General features: G+C 67.3%; 18 protein-coding genes and 1 pseudogene. 9 read left to right on the top strand and 10 right to left on the bottom strand.

What is annotated here, in order from left to right:
- Nucleotides 1-62 precede the first annotated feature (62 nt).
- On the top strand, nt 63-446 hold the full coding sequence (locus tag OVA11_RS02390) for a DUF2237 family protein (protein ID WP_268065863.1): 384 nt from the start codon (nt 63-65) through the stop codon (nt 444-446).
- Here the strand turns inward: OVA11_RS02390 and thpR are convergent, their stop codons facing one another.
- Both thpR and OVA11_RS02400 read right to left on the bottom strand, forming a co-directional pair.
- Nucleotides 447-986 carry an RNA 2',3'-cyclic phosphodiesterase gene (gene thpR / locus OVA11_RS02395; protein ID WP_268065864.1) on the bottom strand — a complete coding sequence of 180 codons (540 nt, stop codon included), beginning with the start codon at nt 984-986 and terminating at the stop codon, nt 447-449. It abuts the gene before it with no gap.
- A 7-nt stretch (nt 987-993) separates the two neighbouring features.
- Nucleotides 994-2,046, bottom strand: coding sequence for an aldo/keto reductase (locus tag OVA11_RS02400; RefSeq protein ID WP_268065865.1), 1,053 nt, complete (start codon nt 2,044-2,046; stop codon nt 994-996).
- Between the two features lie 202 nt (nt 2,047-2,248).
- Here OVA11_RS02400 and OVA11_RS02405 point away from each other — a divergent pair, with 202 nt between their 5' ends.
- A complete protein-coding gene (locus tag OVA11_RS02405; protein ID WP_268065866.1) occupies nt 2,249-3,001 on the top strand; it encodes a Bax inhibitor-1/YccA family protein in 753 nt (250 codons plus the stop codon).
- 195 nt (nt 3,002-3,196) lie between these two features.
- Here the strand turns inward: OVA11_RS02405 and OVA11_RS02410 are convergent, their stop codons facing one another.
- From OVA11_RS02410 to acnA, 3 genes are all read right to left on the bottom strand, one after another.
- Nucleotides 3,197-3,529, bottom strand: a complete 333-nt coding sequence (locus tag OVA11_RS02410) for a DUF2794 domain-containing protein (protein WP_268065867.1) — start codon at nt 3,527-3,529, stop codon at nt 3,197-3,199.
- A 526-nt stretch (nt 3,530-4,055) separates the two neighbouring features.
- Nucleotides 4,056-4,790 (bottom strand): DUF1223 domain-containing protein, encoded by a 735-nt coding sequence (locus OVA11_RS02415; protein ID WP_268065868.1) that lies wholly within the window; start codon nt 4,788-4,790, stop codon nt 4,056-4,058.
- A 168-nt stretch (nt 4,791-4,958) separates the two neighbouring features.
- The gene (acnA, locus tag OVA11_RS02420) at nt 4,959-7,646 is read right to left on the bottom strand and encodes an aconitate hydratase AcnA (protein WP_268065869.1); all 2,688 of its coding nucleotides are present in this window, start codon (nt 7,644-7,646) and stop codon (nt 4,959-4,961) included.
- Between the two features lie 183 nt (nt 7,647-7,829).
- Between acnA and ccmA the strand changes: the two genes are divergently transcribed.
- Both ccmA and ccmB read left to right on the top strand, forming a co-directional pair.
- Nucleotides 7,830-8,444: a heme ABC exporter ATP-binding protein CcmA gene (gene ccmA, locus OVA11_RS02425; RefSeq protein ID WP_268065870.1), complete on the top strand. Its 615-nt coding sequence runs from the start codon at nt 7,830-7,832 to the stop codon at nt 8,442-8,444.
- A pseudogene (gene ccmB, locus OVA11_RS02430) lies at nt 8,441-9,105 on the top strand (heme exporter protein CcmB). Before ccmA ends, ccmB begins: the two are co-directional and overlap by 4 nt.
- Before the next feature lie 115 nt (nt 9,106-9,220).
- On the opposite strand, the gene OVA11_RS02435 reads toward ccmB, so the two are convergent.
- Nucleotides 9,221-10,114 (bottom strand): DMT family transporter, encoded by an 894-nt coding sequence (locus OVA11_RS02435; RefSeq protein WP_268065871.1) that lies wholly within the window; start codon nt 10,112-10,114, stop codon nt 9,221-9,223.
- A gap of 222 nt (nt 10,115-10,336) precedes the next feature.
- Here OVA11_RS02435 and OVA11_RS02440 point away from each other — a divergent pair, with 222 nt between their 5' ends.
- From OVA11_RS02440 to OVA11_RS02455, 4 genes are all read left to right on the top strand, one after another.
- Nucleotides 10,337-10,981 carry a Spy/CpxP family protein refolding chaperone gene (locus OVA11_RS02440; RefSeq protein ID WP_268065872.1) on the top strand — a complete coding sequence of 215 codons (645 nt, stop codon included), beginning with the start codon at nt 10,337-10,339 and terminating at the stop codon, nt 10,979-10,981.
- 100 nt (nt 10,982-11,081) lie between these two features.
- Entirely contained in the window at nt 11,082-11,825 is a 744-nt protein-coding gene (locus tag OVA11_RS02445; protein ID WP_268065873.1) for a heme ABC transporter permease, read from the top strand.
- The gene (ccmD, locus tag OVA11_RS02450; RefSeq protein WP_268065875.1) at nt 11,822-11,989 is read left to right on the top strand and encodes a heme exporter protein CcmD; all 168 of its coding nucleotides are present in this window, start codon (nt 11,822-11,824) and stop codon (nt 11,987-11,989) included. Before OVA11_RS02445 ends, ccmD begins: the two co-directional genes overlap by 4 nt.
- On the top strand, nt 11,986-12,498 hold the full coding sequence (locus OVA11_RS02455; protein ID WP_268065877.1) for a DsbE family thiol:disulfide interchange protein: 513 nt from the start codon (nt 11,986-11,988) through the stop codon (nt 12,496-12,498). Before ccmD ends, OVA11_RS02455 begins: the two co-directional genes overlap by 4 nt.
- 3 nt (nt 12,499-12,501) lie before the next feature.
- Here OVA11_RS02455 and OVA11_RS02460 read toward each other — a convergent pair whose 3' ends face one another.
- Entirely contained in the window at nt 12,502-12,885 is a 384-nt protein-coding gene (locus OVA11_RS02460) for a hypothetical protein (RefSeq protein WP_010921502.1), read from the bottom strand.
- Between the two features lie 117 nt (nt 12,886-13,002).
- On the opposite strand from OVA11_RS02460, the gene OVA11_RS02465 reads away from it, so the two are divergent.
- Nucleotides 13,003-13,278: a hypothetical protein gene (locus tag OVA11_RS02465; RefSeq protein WP_268065879.1), complete on the top strand. Its 276-nt coding sequence runs from the start codon at nt 13,003-13,005 to the stop codon at nt 13,276-13,278.
- Nucleotides 13,279-13,283: 5 nt separating this feature from the next.
- Here the strand turns inward: OVA11_RS02465 and OVA11_RS02470 are convergent, their stop codons facing one another.
- The 3 genes from OVA11_RS02470 to ftsY all read right to left on the bottom strand — a co-directional run bounded on the left by OVA11_RS02470 (nt 13,284) and on the right by ftsY (nt 15,510).
- Complete coding sequence (locus OVA11_RS02470) at nt 13,284-13,844, bottom strand: MarR family winged helix-turn-helix transcriptional regulator (RefSeq protein ID WP_268065881.1); 561 nt, start codon at nt 13,842-13,844, stop codon at nt 13,284-13,286.
- A 100-nt stretch (nt 13,845-13,944) separates the two neighbouring features.
- Nucleotides 13,945-14,565 (bottom strand): inner membrane-spanning protein YciB, encoded by a 621-nt coding sequence (locus OVA11_RS02475; RefSeq protein ID WP_268065883.1) that lies wholly within the window; start codon nt 14,563-14,565, stop codon nt 13,945-13,947.
- 3 nt (nt 14,566-14,568) lie between these two features.
- Nucleotides 14,569-15,510 (bottom strand): signal recognition particle-docking protein FtsY, encoded by a 942-nt coding sequence (gene ftsY, locus OVA11_RS02480; RefSeq protein WP_268065885.1) that lies wholly within the window; start codon nt 15,508-15,510, stop codon nt 14,569-14,571.
- Nucleotides 15,511-15,541 lie beyond the last annotated feature (31 nt).

A 15,541-nucleotide genomic window follows, 5' to 3' on the forward strand; every position in this document is an offset into this window, starting at 1 on the left:
ACGAAATCATCGCCACGGGGAGCCGGCTTGTCGCTGGTCCGTCGGGAGCGCAGGATCGGGCCATGACCACCACCCGCTATGACAAGAACGCCAAGAACGTGCTGGGCCAGGAACTGGTCCCCTGCTCTTTCGATCCGGTGACCGGCTTCTATCGCAACGGCTGTTGCGAGACCGGCCCGCACGATCTGGGCCTGCACACAGTCTGCGCCGTGATGACCAGCGACTTCCTGGCCTTCTCGAAGGCCCAGGGCAACGACCTCTCCACGCCGCGTCCGGATCTGGCCTTTCCCGGCCTGAAGCCGGGAGACCGCTGGTGCCTTTGCGCCGGACGCTGGAAAGAGGCGCTGGACGCCGGCATGGCGCCGCAGGTTGTGCTGGAGGCGACGCACGAGGAGATGCTGGCAGTGGTGCCGCTGGGTGTCCTCAAGGACCACGCCGCCGCCTGATCAGGCTTCCAGCAGATACTCGCGCTCCAGCCGATAGGCCGAGCCCTCACGGGTTTGCCAGCTGGAATAGAGGCCGAAGCGATCGACCCTGAACGAGGGCGAGCGCAGCAGGTTGTTAGCCTGCAGCCAGGCGCCGACCTCGGGAACCGAAGGTCGCTTCAGATAGGCCAGGGTCACGTGCGGCGTATAGAGTCGGCTCTCCGGCTTCAGGCCCGCCGTCCGCGCCGCGCGCTCATGGCTCTTCTGCAGCTGGCGAAGGGGCGCGCTTTCGTCGACCCCGGCCCAGACCGCATGGATGTCCGCGCCCTCACCGAAATGACCCGCGCCGGCCAACTCGAGGTCGAAAGCGGGCGCAGTGATCTGGGCCAAAGCTTCATCGAGATCGGCGGCGAGGTCTTCGGCGACATCGCCGACGAAGCGCAGGGTGATGTGAAACGCCTCCAGAGGCCGCCACCGCGCGCCCTCGATCCCGTGCTGGCGCGAGAGCAGCCCCTCGCCGATTTCGGGCGGGATGGCGATGGCGGTGAACAGGCGGATCATCGACGGACTACGGGCAGGGATTGGGGTGACGCAGGTGGATGGCGTCGACGGCCTTTTCCAGCTCGTCGGTCCAGGCGATGTCGAAGGCGTCGATATTGGTCTTCAGCTGATCCATCGAGGTGGCGCCGATGATGGTGGCGGTGACGAACGGACGCGCGTCGCAGAACTTCAGCGCCAGCTGAGCAGGGTCCAGGCCATGGGCGCGGGCCAGGTCGACATAGCTGCGGAACGCCTCGATCGCGCCGGGGCCCTCATAGCGCTGCATCCGGTCATAGAGCGCCTTGCGCGAGCCCGGCGGCAGGGCGCCGTCCAGGTACTTGCCCGTCAGCTGGCCCTGGGCCAGGGGCGAGTAGGCCAGGAGGCCCACCTGCTCGCGCATGGCGATCTCGGCCAGGCCATACTCGAAGGTGCGGTTGGCCAGGTGATAGGCGTTCTGGATCGAGGCGATGCGCGGCAAGCCGCGCGTGTCGCTCTCCGACAGGAAGCGCATCACCCCCCAGGGAAACTCGTTCGAGACCCCGACATGGCGGATGTTGCCCTTCTTCACATGGGCGTCCAGCGCCAGCAGGATGTTGCCGAAGCTTTCGAATTCGAGGCTGTAGTCCTTGTAGGTCTGGCCGCCGAACACGCGCACCCGGCGATCGGGCCAGTGCAGCTGGTAGAGATCCAGATAGTCGGTGCCGAGCCGACGCAGCGAGCCCTCGACCGCCTCGTCGATCTGCGCCTTGGTCTGGCGGGTGACGGCGCCGTCCTTGCGCAGCCAGGGCAGGCCGCCGAAGGCCGCGCCTTGGCCGGCCACCTTTGAGGCCAGCACGATCTCGGCGCGCTTGCCGGTCTTGCGCAGCCAGGAACCGATATAGGTCTCGGTCAGGCCTTGAGTCTCGGGGTTGGGCGGGCTGGCGTAGAGCTCGGCGGTATCCCAGAAATTGACCCCACGGCTGAGCGCATAGTCCATCTGTTCATGGGCCTCGGCCTCGGTGTTCTGCGAGCCCCAGGTCATGGTGCCCAGACAACAACGCGACACCATCACGTCCGATCGGCCCAGCTTGGCGTATTCCATGAGCGATGCCCCTTTTGCGCAGAGCCTGCGTTGTAGGAGGGGCTGCGCGCGTCTCGCAAGATGGACCGTAGGGAAAGAGAGAGCGCCGTAGATTTCGCGAACGCATACCATGAACGCACGCAAAGGGGGATTGCGTGACGGCGCGGGACACACGATATTTGGGGAGCGTCCATGGTGGACGCCTAGCTCAAGGGCTTTTTCGATGAACGACTTCAACCGCGGCTATGCGCGCTCGATCCCGGCGGATCGCGCCGACATGTCGGTTGACGCCGGCCTGCGCAAATTCATGCTCGGCGTCTACAACAAGGTGGCGCTGGGTCTGGTGGTTTCGGGCGCGCTCGCCTACGCCACCTCGTCTGTCCCGGCCGTCCGCGACCTGCTGTTCGTGGTGCAGGGCGGACGCCTCGCCGGCGTGACCCCGCTCTACATGGCGGTGGCCTTCGCGCCGCTGGTGCTGATGCTGATCGCCGGCTTCGCGATGCGGAATCCGAAGCCTGAAACCGCCGGCGCCCTGTACTGGACGATCGTCTCGCTGATCGGCGCGTCGCTGGGTTCGGTGATGCTGCGCTACACGGGCGAGTCGGTCGCGGCGACCTTCTTCGTTACCGCCACGGCCTTCGGCGGCCTCAGCCTGTTCGGCTACACCACCAAGAAGGACCTGACCGGGTTCGGCAGCTTCCTGATGATGGGCGTGATCGGCCTGATCGTCGCCTCGATCGTCAGCATCTTCCTGAAGAGCCCGGCCCTGCTGTTCGCCATCAACGTGCTGGGCGTGCTCATCTTCTCGGGCCTGATCGCCTATGACACCCAGCGCCTGAAGATGACCTACTACGAAATGGGCGGCGACCGCGCGTCCATGGCGGTGGCCACCAACTTCGGCGCGCTGAGCCTCTACATCAACTTCATCAACCTGTTCCAGTTCCTGCTGTCGTTCTTCGGCGGCAACCGCGAGTAGGACAAAGGCGTTCATCGCCTAGAGCCTCGCGCGTCAAAACGGGATCGTTTTGACGCGATAACGAGGCTCTAAATCAAACACTTGGAGCGTGACTCGCGCCGAAACCGGTTCCCACTTTCGGCGTCACGCTCTAGCGATGACGAAAGCCCCGGCGGATCACCGCCGGGGCTTTTTCTTGGTCGGTGGCTCGGCGGTTCAGTCGACGACCGCGAACCTGCCCTTTTCGAAGACGCGCAGGACCTGGGCCAGCTCATGGCCGCGCTTGAGGATCTGGCCGCCCTGGCCGTAGACGGCCCACGCCCCTTGCTTGCGCGCCAGAGCCGGGCGCTTTTCCACCCGGTAGAGCGGCGCCTCGGCCGCATGGCGAAAGATGGAGAACACGGCGCTCTCTGAGAGTCCGGCGATGCCGTAGTCGCGCCACTCCCCCGCCGCCACCATGCGGCCGTAGAGCCGCATCAACTGGTCGAGCTCGCGCCGCTCGAAGAAGACGACGCCCCCGTGGGGCGCGGATGAGGACTCCAGGGCCATCCCTGGAATCTAGCGATAAACGAGACGATTGGAACTATCCGTGTCGCGACGGTCACGCTCGCCGGATTTGCTGCGGCATCGTCATGCAACGCCTCGATATGACCTTAATTCGGTCCTTCGCCCGCCTGTTTGCGGGTCGATAAGATCAATGTCGGCTGATCGGACACCCTGTGGTCCAGGATCCTGAACAGCCCCCCCAGCCCCCCAGATCATGGGCCGGTCAGCCGACAAACCTATATCCCCTCCCCGAGATGAGCCCGCGCGGACCACCCCCACCGCGCGGGCTTTTTCGCGCGTTCTGAGCGGCCTGCGCCGCGAGATGGCCACGCGCCGCCGCGAAACGACCTTGATTTGGTCGATCCCGCGCCCGGTTGCGCCGCGATAATAGAGAGGTCGAAGGCGACGAGACCGGGTCCTGACCAGCCCCCCAGCCCTCCCGGTCAGCAACCGCCGTCTTCGATGTGCAAAGGACCCGCGCGGCTCGTCCCCTCCAGCCGCGCGGGTTTTCCTTGTCCGCGCTTTGGAGTCAGCGCTTGGCTTCGCCGGCGCTCTGCAAGACGCCCAGGATCCGGCCGCCCTTGGCGCCCTGGACCAGCACCACCGTCACCAGATCAGCGTCATTGGCGGCGGGCAGGCGATAGAGCTTGGGCTTGCCGGCCCAGGGACCCAGCCTCACCAACTCGCGCACGACATTGCGGTGAACCAGGGTCTGACCCTTGTTGTCACCGCGCTTGATGGCGATGTCCTGCTCGCGCGGGTCGTAACGCACCAGCCAGACCTCGCCGCCGCCGCGCGGGGCCGGGCCCGAACCGACCGCGACGCGGGCCGCGCCGATGAACTGCATGTCCGGCGGGTTCAGGCGGGCGCGAGCGGCCGTCTTCACCAGATCCTCGACCGCCTCGGCCTTGGTCCCGGAGGCCTGGACACGTCCGGCCACGACCATTTGCGGGGTGGGCACATCGCGCAGGGCGAACTTCTTGGCGTAGGCGCGCTGGCGTTCGGCGAAGACCGGCTTGGCGAAGGTGTCCTTCCAGCCCAGATAGTCCCAATAGTCGACCGCATAGGTCAGGGCCAGGACCCCGTCCTGCTTGGCGAGCTCGGCGGCGACCTGATTGGCCTTGCCGCACGACGAGCAGCCTTGAGCCGTAAAAAGCTCCACCACCACGGGCGGTTTCTGCGCCCACGCGACACCCCCCCACGACAGGGTGGCGACGACGCCGGACAGAACCAGGCTGAACAGGGAAAGGGCGGCCTTACGCATTGAGCGCACTTAAGCCAAGAACGCCTCGATTAGCCGTTCACGAGGCCGTGAATAGCGATGTCATATGGGGAGAAAGCGAACCGACACCGTTGTCAGTCGCTTCAGACACGAAAACGGCCGGCCCCGCGAGGGACCGGCCGCCTTTTTCGAGTCGCTGTAACGCGCGGCTTAGTCGGCCTTGGCCAGGTTGCGCAGCACGTAGTTCAGCACGCCGCCGTTCTTGAAGTACTCAAGCTCGGTCGGGGTATCGATGCGGCAGCGAACCGGGAAGCGGGCGATGCGGCCGTCGGTCGGGCGGTAGAGCTCGACGATCAGCTGCTTGCGCGGCGCCAGGTCGGTCAGACCCCGGATCGAGACGATTTCCTCGCCGGTCAGCTCCAGCTTCTGCCAGCCGTCCTGGACGAACTGCAGCGGCAGCACGCCCATGCCGACCAGGTTCGAACGGTGGATGCGCTCGAAGCTCTCGCAGATCACCGCGCGGACGCCCAGCAGCTTGGTGCCCTTGGCGGCCCAGTCACGCGAGCTGCCGGTGCCGTATTCCTTGCCGCCGAAGACGACCGCAGGACGGCCTTCTTCCTGGTACTTCATGGCCGCGTCGTAGATCGACATCACTTCGCCGGTCGGGAAGTGCTTGGTCACGCCGCCTTCGATGTCCGGCGTGATGCGGTTGCGGATGCGGATGTTGGCGAAGGTGCCGCGCATCATCACCTGGTGGTTGCCGCGGCGGGCGCCGTAGCCGTTGAAGTCCACCGGCTCGACGCCGTTGTCGATCAGGAACTTGCCGGCCGGGCTGGAGGCCTTGATCGAACCGGCAGGGCTGATGTGGTCGGTGGTGATCGAGTCGCCGAACACGGCCAGGATCCGGGCTTCCACAATGTCGGTCACCGGAGCCGGCGTCATCGACATGTTGGGGAAGTAGGGCGGGTTCTGAACGTAGGTGGAGTCGGCTTCCCAGGCGTAGGTCTGGCCGCCGGTCACCTTGATGCCCTGCCAGTTCTTGTCGCCCTTGAAGACGTCGCCGTAGCGGCTGGCGAACATCTTCTCGTTGATCGCCTTGCGCTGCAGGGCGGCGATGTCCTCGTTCGAGGGCCAGATGTCCTTCAGATAGACGTCGTTACCCTTCTTGTCCTGGCCGATCGGCTGGGTGGCCAGATCGATCTTCAGGCTGCCGGCCAGGGCGTAGGCCACCACCAGCGGCGGCGAGGCCAGGTAGTTGGCGCGCACGTCCGGGTTCACGCGGCCTTCGAAGTTGCGGTTGCCCGACAGCACCGAGCAAGCGACCAGATCGTTGTCGTTGATCGTCTTGCTGATGGCTTCCGGCAGCGGACCGGAGTTGCCGATGCAGGTGGTGCAGCCGTAGCCCACCAGGTTGAAGCCCAGGGCGTCCAGCGACTTGGTCAGACCCGCCTTCGCCAGGTAGTCGGTGACCACCTGCGAGCCGGGCGCCAGCGAGGTCTTCACCCACGGCTTGACCTTCAGGCCCTTGGCGACCGCGTTCTTGGCCAGCAGGCCGGCGGCGATCAGCACCGAGGGGTTGGAGGTGTTGGTGCACGAGGTGATGGCCGCGATGACCACGTCGCCGTGACCGACGTCGAAGTCCTCACCCGCCACCGGGGCGCGCAGCTCGGGGTTCTCGGCCTTGCCGAACTCGCCCGCCAGCGACTCGGCGAACTTGGCGGCGGCGTCCGACAGCAGCACGCGGTCTTGCGGACGCTTCGGGCCGGCCAGCGACGGCAGGACGGTCGAGAGGTCCAGTTCCAGCGTGTCCGTGAAGGTCGGCTCGGCGACGCCGGGCTCCCACCACAGGCCCTGCTCCTTGGCGTAGGCTTCGACCAGGGCGACGCGCTCGGCCGTGCGGCCGGTGCCCTTCAGATAGGCGATGGTGGCGGCCGAGATCGGGAAGAAGCCGCAGGTTGCGCCGTATTCCGGGGCCATGTTGGCGATGGTCGCCTGGTCTTCCAGGGTCAGGTTGGCCAGGGCGTCGCCGTAGAACTCGACGAACTTGCCGACCACGCCCTTCTTGCGCAGCATCTGGGTGACGGTGAGCACCAGGTCGGTGGCCGTCGCGCCTTCCGGCATGGCGCCGGTCAGTTTGAAGCCGATGACTTCCGGGATCAGCATCGGGATCGGCTGGCCCAGCATCGCGGCCTCGGCCTCGATGCCGCCCACGCCCCAGCCCAGAACGGCCAGGCCGTTGACCATGGTCGTGTGGCTGTCGGTGCCGACGACGGTGTCGGGATAGGCGACTTCAGCGCCGTCGACCGTGTTGGTCCACACGGTCTGGGCCAGATACTCCAGGTTCACCTGGTGGCAGATGCCGGTGCCGGGCGGCACGACGCGGAAGTTGTTGAAGGCCGACGAGCCCCAGCGCAGGAAGCGGTAGCGCTCGATGTTGCGCTCGTACTCGCGCTTGACGTTGGCGTCATAGGCCTTGGCGTCGCCGAAGTTGTCGACCATCACCGAGTGGTCGATCACGAGGTCGACGGGGTTCAGCGGGTTGATCTTGGCCGGGTCGGCGCCCAGGGCGACCATGGCGTCGCGCATGGCGGCCAGGTCGACGACGGCCGGAACGCCGGTGAAGTCCTGCATCAGCACGCGCGCGGGGCGGAAGCTGATCTCGTGCTCGACCGAGCCCTTGTTGTTGAGCCAGGCGGCGACCGCCTTGAGGTCGTCTTCATTGACCGAGACGCCGTCCTCGTTGCGCAGGAGGTTCTCGAGGAGCACCTTCATCGAGACCGGCAGCGAGGAAACGTCGGCAAGACCGGCTTCCTCGGCGGCGCGAAGGCTGTAATAGACGTAAGACTGTTTGCCGACCTTGAGCTCGCGGCGGGCTTTGAGGCTGTCCACAGACGCCATTTTCAAGGATCCTTCTCTGTCCACGGCCGCCCGAAAACCACTCCCGGAATCACGCGCAGATCGGAAGGGACACACAGGTTCCGCCTCCGCGCCGCGTACCACCCTGAACGACTGGAGGGGGGCGACCGGCCGCTTCTTAGCGCCGCCGTCGAGCAACGTCCATGTCACGCGCGGGGTCTTGGCGTGTTGAGAGCTGTTCTCATTAGGGATCTGGCGATCTCGCGCGGCGAGCGAACGCTGTTTTCTCAGCTAGATCTGACACTTCGCGCCGGCGAGGCCGCGACGCTGGTGGGGCGAAATGGCGCGGGCAAGACCAGCCTTTTGCGCGCCGTGGCGGGCCTTTTGCGCCCGGCCGCCGGTTCGATCGCCTTCGACGGCGCGAACGGCCCCATCGAGTCCGACACCGCCCGGGCCGATCATCTGCACATGCTGGGCCACCAGGACGGCCTCAAATCGAGTCGCACGGCCTGGGAGGAGCTGCGCTTCCAGACACTGTGGACCGGCGGGACCGAGGACAGCGCCCGCAGCGCCGCCGAGCGATTCGATCTCCGCCGCCTGCTGGATCTGGAGGTGCGCCGCCTCTCCGCCGGCCAACGGCGGCGCCTGGCCCTGGCGCGCCTCGCCGCCAGCCCGCGGTCGCTCTGGCTTCTCGACGAGCCGATGGCGCCGCTGGACGCGGGCCAGCGCGCGGCCTTCGGCGCGGTGATGGCCGAACACATCGCCGGCGGGGGCATGATCCTGGCCTCGGTCCACGATCCCCTGCCGATCCCGGCCCGCAGCGTCGAGGTCGGCGCATGAGGGCGTTCGGAATCCTGCTGCGGCGCGAACTGGCCCTGGCCTGGGGCAAGGGCGGCGGTCCGCTGCTGGCCTTGACCTTCTACGCCTGTGTCGTGGTGCTTTTGCCCATGGCGTCCGGCCGCGCGCCCGAGCGCCTGGCCGCCATCGCCCCAGGCATCGCCTGGCTGGCCCTGGCACTGGCGGCGCTGCTGTCTCTGGAGCGCCTGTTCGAGCGCGACTACGAGGATGGGACGCTCGACCTTCTGGCCATGGGTCCCGCGCCGCTGGAAGCCGTGGCGGTCGCCAAGTGCCTGGCCCAGTGGCTGGCGACCGGCGCGCCGCTGGCCCTGGCCGCTCCGATCGCGGCGCTGATGCTGGGCGCGGAACCAAAGGTGATGCCGCTGCTGGTGCTCTGCGCCCTGGCCGGGGGCTGGCCTTCGCCTTCCTCGGCGGCTTGGGCGCGGCCCTGGCGCTGGGCAGCAAGCGCGGCGGCCTGCTGGTGGCGGTGATCGTGCTGCCACTGTTCGCCCCGCCGGTGATCTTCGGCGCCGGCGCCCTGGACGGCTATGCGGCGGGCCTGCCCTGGACCGGCGGCCTTCTGTTCCTGCTGGCCTACAGCGTCGGCGCCGTGGCGCTGACTCCGCTGGCCATGGGCGCGGCCTGCCGGAGCGCTTTGGATTGAGCCGATAGACTGTCGTCCGGGCCAAGCGCAAAGCGCGCAGAGCCGGGACCACCGGGAACTCAGAGCCTGCCGCGGTCCCGGCTCTCGGCTACGCAACTGCCGGGATGACAGCCTTTTACGGCGTCGGCGCGACGGTGGCCTGCAGGTCGCCCGGTTTGGCCTTCCGTTCCCCCAGCACCACCGCGAAGCTGCCGCTAATGATCAAGAGCCCCCCGGCGAACAGGGCGGCGGTGAGGTGGTCGCCAAACAGCAGGACCCCGCAGGCCGCGCCCATCAAGGGCTCGATATTGATGAACACGCCCGCGCTGGCCGCCCCGACCCGGGCGGCGCCATACTGCCAGGCGGCGGTCGCCAGCAAGGTAGCCACGACGCCCTGAGCCACGATCGCGGTCCAGGCCGGCGCGCTGAGCGCCAGCTTCGGCGGACCGTGCATGACGAGCGCGATCGGCAGCACGACCAGGGCCGCGACGATGATCGATACCGCCGGAATGGCCATGGGATTGGGCGCCGGCGGGGCGCGGCGCAGCACCAAAAGCCAGGTCAGGAACAGGAACAGCGCCGCGATCGACAGGGCCACGCCCAGCGGCGAACTGGCGCCGTCGGGCTTGCCCGCGATCAGGGCCGCGCCCAGGGTCGCCGCGGCCACGCCGATCCAGGACAGGCGCGAGACCCTCTCGCCCAGCACCCGGGCGCTGACGGCGATCAGCGCCGGCATGGCGCCGACCAGAAGAGCCGCGACCGTGACGCTGACATGGGCCAGGCCCTCGAACTGGACCAGGAACGCTACGCCGTACAGGGCGCCAGCCAGCAGCACGATCGGCGAGCGAAACAGCGCCCGCACCTCCGGACGCCGCAGCGCGAACGGCGCGGCGGCCAGGGCGGCCACCAGGAAACGCAGCAGCACCATATGGGCCGCATCGGTCTCCTGCAGGATCAGCTTGCCGGTGGGAAAGCCCAGACCCCAGCTGATCCCGGCCAGGGCCAGCGCGACAAAGGCGAGCGACTTCATGCGGACTCCGGCCGGCGAGGATGCGGACCGGGCGATGGCACGGCGCGGCGGTCTTTACTACAGAAAGAGGCGCCGCGATCTGTCAGCTGGCGCGCGCCACAAGGTCGAACAGCGTTATCCGCTTCAAGCAAACATGGAGATTTGTTCATGAACGCGGACATTTTCGCGCCATAAGACGATGGCCAAGCTTCCGCTTCAGGTTACGACAGGGAGCTCACAACCATGCGTAAGACATCGACGCGCGTCGCCTTCGCCGGCGCGGCCATCTCCACCCTCATCGCCGGCGCGGCCCTCGCGCAGGTCCCGGCTCCGCCCGCCCCGCCGGCGCCGCCTCCACCGCCCGAGGCGCCGTTGCCGCCCCTGCCCATGGAAGGCCTGATGGCCATGGCCGGTCCCGGCATGGACATGATGGTGATGCGCCACGGACGCTCGGTCGATCCGGAAAAGCGCGCCCAGCGTCTGCGCGATGTTCTGCAACTGCGCCCCGACCAGGACGGCGCGCTCAAGGCCTTCGTCGAGGCGACGACGCCGAAGATCGAGATCAAGCGTGAGGCCGTCAAAAAGGAAAAGGGCGACAAGGCCGACGGCGACAAGATGGAATGGACCGAGCGCACGCCGCCGACCACGCTGGAGCGTCTCGACCGCATGACCAAGGCCGCTGACGCCATGAAGAAGCGCGCCGAGGCCACCCGCGCCTTCTATACCGCCCTCACGCCCAGCCAGCAGAAGACCTTCGACGTGCTGGGCATGGGCGAGGACGGCCTGGGCGGCGGAGAGCGCGTCTTCGTGCGCCGCTTCGACACCAAGGGCCCCGCCATGTTTAAGAACGGCGACCGCCGGGTGATCATCCAGCGCAAGGTCGGCTGACCTTAACGCCACGCGTGGAAGCGGCTTGCGACGCGGGCCGCTTCCACTCCGTAGCGATACGGCCATTGCCCGCGCGCGCCGGCCGCACTAAGCAGCCTGCATGGACGCCCGCCACACGTTCGATTTCCTGACCAACCCCGAGCGGTTCATGGCCTTCTCGCGATGGGCTGCGCCATGGCTTGGCGGCCTGTCCGCCGTCGCCGCCGTCATCGGGTTGACCCTGACCTTCATGGTCCCCGAGGACTACCAGCAGGGCGATACGGTGCGGATGATGTTCATCCATATCCCGGCCGCGTCGCTGTCGATGTTCATCTATCTTTGCCTCGGGATCGCCAGCCTGTTGTCGCTGGTCTACCGGCATGTGCTGGCGGACCTGGCGGCGCAGGCCTGCGCGCCGATCGGCGCGGTCTATACCGTCCTGGCCCTGATCACCGGATCGCTGTGGGGCCGGCCGATGTGGGGGACCTATTGGGTCTGGGATGCGCGCCTGACCTCGGTCCTGGTCTTGCTGCTGTTCTATCTGGGCTACATGGCCCTGCGCGGCGCGCTGGAAGACGAACAGAAGGCCGCGCGCTCGGCCGCCATCCTGGCCCTGGTCGGCGTGATCAATCTGCCGGTCGTGAAGTTCTCGGTCGACTGGTGGAACACCCTGCATCAGGGCTCGTCGACCTTCTTCGCCGACAAGGGCGACCACCTGCCGGCGGTCTATGCCTGGCCGGCGGTGTTTATGGGCCTGGCCTATCTGGGTGGTTTCGGCGCCCTGTGGCTGGTTCGCATCCGGGCGCTGGTCTGGCGGCGCAAGGCGCGGAGCCTGTCTCTCAAGCTGGCGGAGGGCGCGCGATGAGCTTCGACTTCGACGCCGGCAAGTACGCCATCTATCTGTGGCCGGCTTTCGCGATTTCTGCGATCGCCTTCGTCTGGCTCATCGGCGACAGCCTGGCCATGGCCCGCCGCTGGCGTCGCGAAGTCGACCGCCTGCAGGCCGAACTGGACGAGAACCGTCCGTGAAGCGCTGGCTGGCCTTTTCGCCGCTGATCGTCCTTGTCGCCCTGGCGGTGCTGTTCGCCGGCTATGCGCTGCAGCGTGATCCCCGCGTGCAGCCCCAGGCCCTGGTCGGCAAGCCCATGCCCGCCCTGATGCTGCCCGACCTCGACACGGGACGCGAGGCTCCGCTGCGCGCGCCCGGCGACGGCCCGATCCTGGTCAATTTCTTCGCCTCCTGGTGCGCGCCGTGCGAGGTGGAGCACCCGCAACTTATGGCGCTGAAGGCCCAGGGCGTGACGGTGGTCGGGATCGCCTACAAGGACGCCCCGGCCAACACCCAGGCCTTCCTGACCCGTCTTGGAGATCCCTTCGCCGCCAAGCGTGTGGACCGCGATGGCCGCGCAGGCCTGGAGTTCGGCGTCACCGGCGTGCCGGAGACCTATCTCGTCGGCTCTGACGGCGTGATCATCGCCAAGCACACCGGCCCGCTGACGCCCGACGCGGCGGAGGACCTGCTGAAGCAGGCGAAGTAGCCGCTACTTGACGCAGGTCTTGGGCGAGGCGGCCTCGCGCCGGAGTCCCGGCATCATCGCACGCGCTTCGGCGGCGGGGATCAACCGCAGGGCCTCGCGGCCCACGCCGAGTTGATAGTCGCAGTCGAGCAGCTTGAACGGCGGCTTGTCGTCCGTCGGATGGCGCTCGATCAGCATCCGGTCGCTCGAGGCCCAGACCGAGGTGACCTCGGTGATCAGCGCCTTGCGGTCCGGCGTCCGCACCCACGTCTCGCCCTTGCCGCCGACCGACACCTGATAACCGTTCGCCAGGACCTGGTGGGTCGGCAGCATCGAACGAACCATCGCGGCGATGAACACCGCGACCGCGCCGAGCACGACCAGAAAGATGATCTTCTGCCGGTTCATGGGGCCCCCCGTCGTTCCGTGTCGCGCCAGGTGCGCTCTCAGGTCGCGGAGCTAGCGCGTTAACCCGGCGTTGACCATACTCGCCGACGCTCTGTTAACCATGTTAGTCTGCGAGTCATGAGCACCGTCCGCCCCGCCGGTTGGCCCAACGCCCCGTCGAACACCACCTCGACCCCGTCTTCGGGTCAGGGGGCGTCGACGCGCGCGGCCTTCTTCCAGGCGGCGTTGGGCGACGCCGCGCCGGCTCGTCCGGTCGCCGCGCCCTCGACGGTGCAGATGCAGACCATGGCCCAGCCGCAGCAGCGCCAGGCCCCGCAAAAGCCGTTCGTGCAGCCCGACGCCCAGCCGCAGAGGATCCTGCGGCCCGGGTCGCTTCTGAATATTGTCGTCTAAGCCCGTCAGGCCGCCTTCTTGGCGGCCTTGTCCTTCTTGGACTTCTTGTCCTTCTTCAGCTTCTCGGCCTTCGGCGCCTTGATCTTCTTGGCTTTTGGCTCAGCTTCGGCCGGGTGAAGGTCAGCACCCGCCATATCGGACAGCAGATCCAGGAAGCCGTCGCGCTTGCTGGGCTTCAGAAGCGCCAGGATGCGCGCATCGGCCATCGCGACCATCGGACGAATCGCCTCCAGCGCCTCGCGGCCGGCGTCGGTGAGACGCACGCTGTTGGCCCGGGCGTCCTCGCTGCTGCGCTGACGCTCCAGGTGCCCCTTGGTGATCATGCGGGCGACCATGTCGGCCAGGGTGGAGCGGTCGATGCCGGTGGCCCGCACGAGAGCCGTCTGGGTGACGCCCTCGTTCTCGGCCACGGCGGCCAACACCGCGAACTGGCGCTGGGTCACCCCGGCGTTCCCACATTCCTCGGCGTAGATATCAAGCGCCAGTTGCAGCACGCGATGCAGCAGGTGACTGGGCGAGCGCTCCAGAAGACCTGCGCCCAGCTTGTCGCCCTTGCCCTTGGCCATTGCCGCAGCCCCCTGCTCGCGCGGCCCTGCTCGGCCGTCGGATGAGAGCTAGCATCTTAACACGTCGATTTGACGACAACGGTCCGTGGACGGCGGATACCTAAAAGCCGGCGTCCGGGGGCTCGACGGCCTTGGCGTCGTCGCCCTTGGCCATGTGCTTCATCATAAACGGCAGCTGGGTGGCGACGAACACCAGGGCCACCGGCAGAAGGGCCAGGCGGAACTTCACCCAGGTGTCGGTATCCTGGGTGTTGCGCACCACCTCGTTGATGATGGCGACAAACGCGAAATAGGCCCCGTAGCGCAGGGTCAGGGTGCGCCAGGCCGAGTCCGGCAGATGCAGGGCCTCGCCCATGATGACCTTCAGCGGCTGACGCTTCAGCAACACGCCGCCGACCAGGAAGCTGGCCAGGGCCAGGTTGATCACCGTCACCTTGATCTTCACAAATACGTCGGAGCCGAAGATCAGGCCCAGGGTCCCGAAGACCAGCGCCATGCCGCCGAAGAACAGCGGCAGCATGGCCAGGCGCCGCTCGACCGCATAGCCGATCGCCAGGGCGGCGGCCGAAGCGGCGACCAGAACCCAGGTCGCCTTCTGAAAGTCCTTGGTGACGAAGTAGGCCACGCCGAAGGCGATCGCCGCGCCGTAGTCGACGACGGTCCGCACCCAGCCATTGTTGGGCTTCTTGGCCCCTTGATCGTCCGGCGAAGCTTCGCTCACGGATTAATCCTTCAGGCCGACGAGCGAACGCGAGAACGCGCGGGCGTCGAACGGTTGCAGATCCTCGACGCCCTCGCCGACGCCGATCAGCTTGATCGGGCTGTCGGAGGCGCGCGCCACGGGCACCAGGACGCCACCGCGAGCGGTGCCGTCCAGCTTGGTCATGACAATACCCGAGACCCCGACCTGGCTGCCGAAGATCTTTTCCTGGGCCAGAGCGTTGCGGCCGACGGTGGCGTCCAGGACCAGCAGGGTCTCGTGCGGATAGTCCGGATCGACCTTCTTCACGACGCGGATGACCTTGAGGAGCTCGTCCATCAGGCCCTGCTTGTTCTGCAGCCGGCCGGCGGTGTCGATCAGAACGACGTCATAGTGCTCGGCCTTGGCGCGCTCCACGGCCTCGTAGGCCAGGGCGGCGGCGTCGGAGCCGGTGGGCTTGGACATGAAGTCGGCCCCGGCGCGGTCAGCCCAGACCTTCAACTGTTCGACGGCGGCGGCGCGGAACGTGTCGCCGGCGGCGATCAGAACTCGCGCGCCCTTCTCGGTCAGATCGGCGGCGATCTTGCCGAGGGTTGTGGTCTTGCCCGACCCGTTCACGCCGATGAACAGCACGACATAGGGGCGCGGTCCGTTCAGCGGATCAAAGTCGCCCTGACGGTCGGCAAGCTCGGCGGCGATCAGTTCGGCCAGGGCTTCCTTGACCTCGTCGTCGGTCGACGACTTGCCAAACCGCGCCTTGCCGAAAGCTTCGGTGATGCGCGCGGCGATCTGCGGACCAAGGTCGGCCTCGATCAGCATCTCCTCGAGGGCGTCCAGCTGCTCCTGGTCCAGGGGCTTCTTGGTGAAGACCCCGGTGACCTGCTCGGTCATCGCCTGGGAAGACCGGGTCAGGCCAGACGTCAGGCGCTGGAACCAGCCTTTTTTCTGATCGGGCTTATCGCTCATCCGCGCCCCTTTAGTCGAACGGGCGAAAGTG

It is taken from the genome of Caulobacter sp. SL161, assembly GCF_026672375.1.
Taxonomy (GTDB): Bacteria; Pseudomonadota; Alphaproteobacteria; order Caulobacterales; family Caulobacteraceae; genus Caulobacter.

What these genes read in the sequence shown, in the direction of transcription:
- OVA11_RS02390 (WP_268065863.1), top strand. Translation starts at nt 63, where the DNA reads ATGACCACCACCCGCTATGACAAGAACGCCAAGAACGTGCTGGGCCAG.
- thpR (WP_268065864.1), bottom strand. Translation starts at nt 986, where the DNA reads ATGATCCGCCTGTTCACCGCCATCGCCATCCCGCCCGAAATCGGCGAG.
- OVA11_RS02400 (WP_268065865.1), bottom strand. Translation starts at nt 2,046, where the DNA reads ATGGAATACGCCAAGCTGGGCCGATCGGACGTGATGGTGTCGCGTTGT.
- OVA11_RS02405 (WP_268065866.1), top strand. Translation starts at nt 2,249, where the DNA reads ATGAACGACTTCAACCGCGGCTATGCGCGCTCGATCCCGGCGGATCGC.
- OVA11_RS02410 (WP_268065867.1), bottom strand. Translation starts at nt 3,529, where the DNA reads ATGGCCCTGGAGTCCTCATCCGCGCCCCACGGGGGCGTCGTCTTCTTC.
- OVA11_RS02415 (WP_268065868.1), bottom strand. Translation starts at nt 4,790, where the DNA reads ATGCGTAAGGCCGCCCTTTCCCTGTTCAGCCTGGTTCTGTCCGGCGTC.
- acnA (WP_268065869.1), bottom strand. Translation starts at nt 7,646, where the DNA reads ATGGCGTCTGTGGACAGCCTCAAAGCCCGCCGCGAGCTCAAGGTCGGC.
- OVA11_RS02435 (WP_268065871.1), bottom strand. Translation starts at nt 10,114, where the DNA reads ATGAAGTCGCTCGCCTTTGTCGCGCTGGCCCTGGCCGGGATCAGCTGG.
- OVA11_RS02440 (WP_268065872.1), top strand. Translation starts at nt 10,337, where the DNA reads ATGCGTAAGACATCGACGCGCGTCGCCTTCGCCGGCGCGGCCATCTCC.
- OVA11_RS02445 (WP_268065873.1), top strand. Translation starts at nt 11,082, where the DNA reads ATGGACGCCCGCCACACGTTCGATTTCCTGACCAACCCCGAGCGGTTC.
- ccmD (WP_268065875.1), top strand. Translation starts at nt 11,822, where the DNA reads ATGAGCTTCGACTTCGACGCCGGCAAGTACGCCATCTATCTGTGGCCG.
- OVA11_RS02460 (WP_010921502.1), bottom strand. Translation starts at nt 12,885, where the DNA reads ATGAACCGGCAGAAGATCATCTTTCTGGTCGTGCTCGGCGCGGTCGCG.
- OVA11_RS02465 (WP_268065879.1), top strand. Translation starts at nt 13,003, where the DNA reads ATGAGCACCGTCCGCCCCGCCGGTTGGCCCAACGCCCCGTCGAACACC.
- OVA11_RS02470 (WP_268065881.1), bottom strand. Translation starts at nt 13,844, where the DNA reads ATGGCCAAGGGCAAGGGCGACAAGCTGGGCGCAGGTCTTCTGGAGCGC.
- ftsY (WP_268065885.1), bottom strand. Translation starts at nt 15,510, where the DNA reads ATGAGCGATAAGCCCGATCAGAAAAAAGGCTGGTTCCAGCGCCTGACG.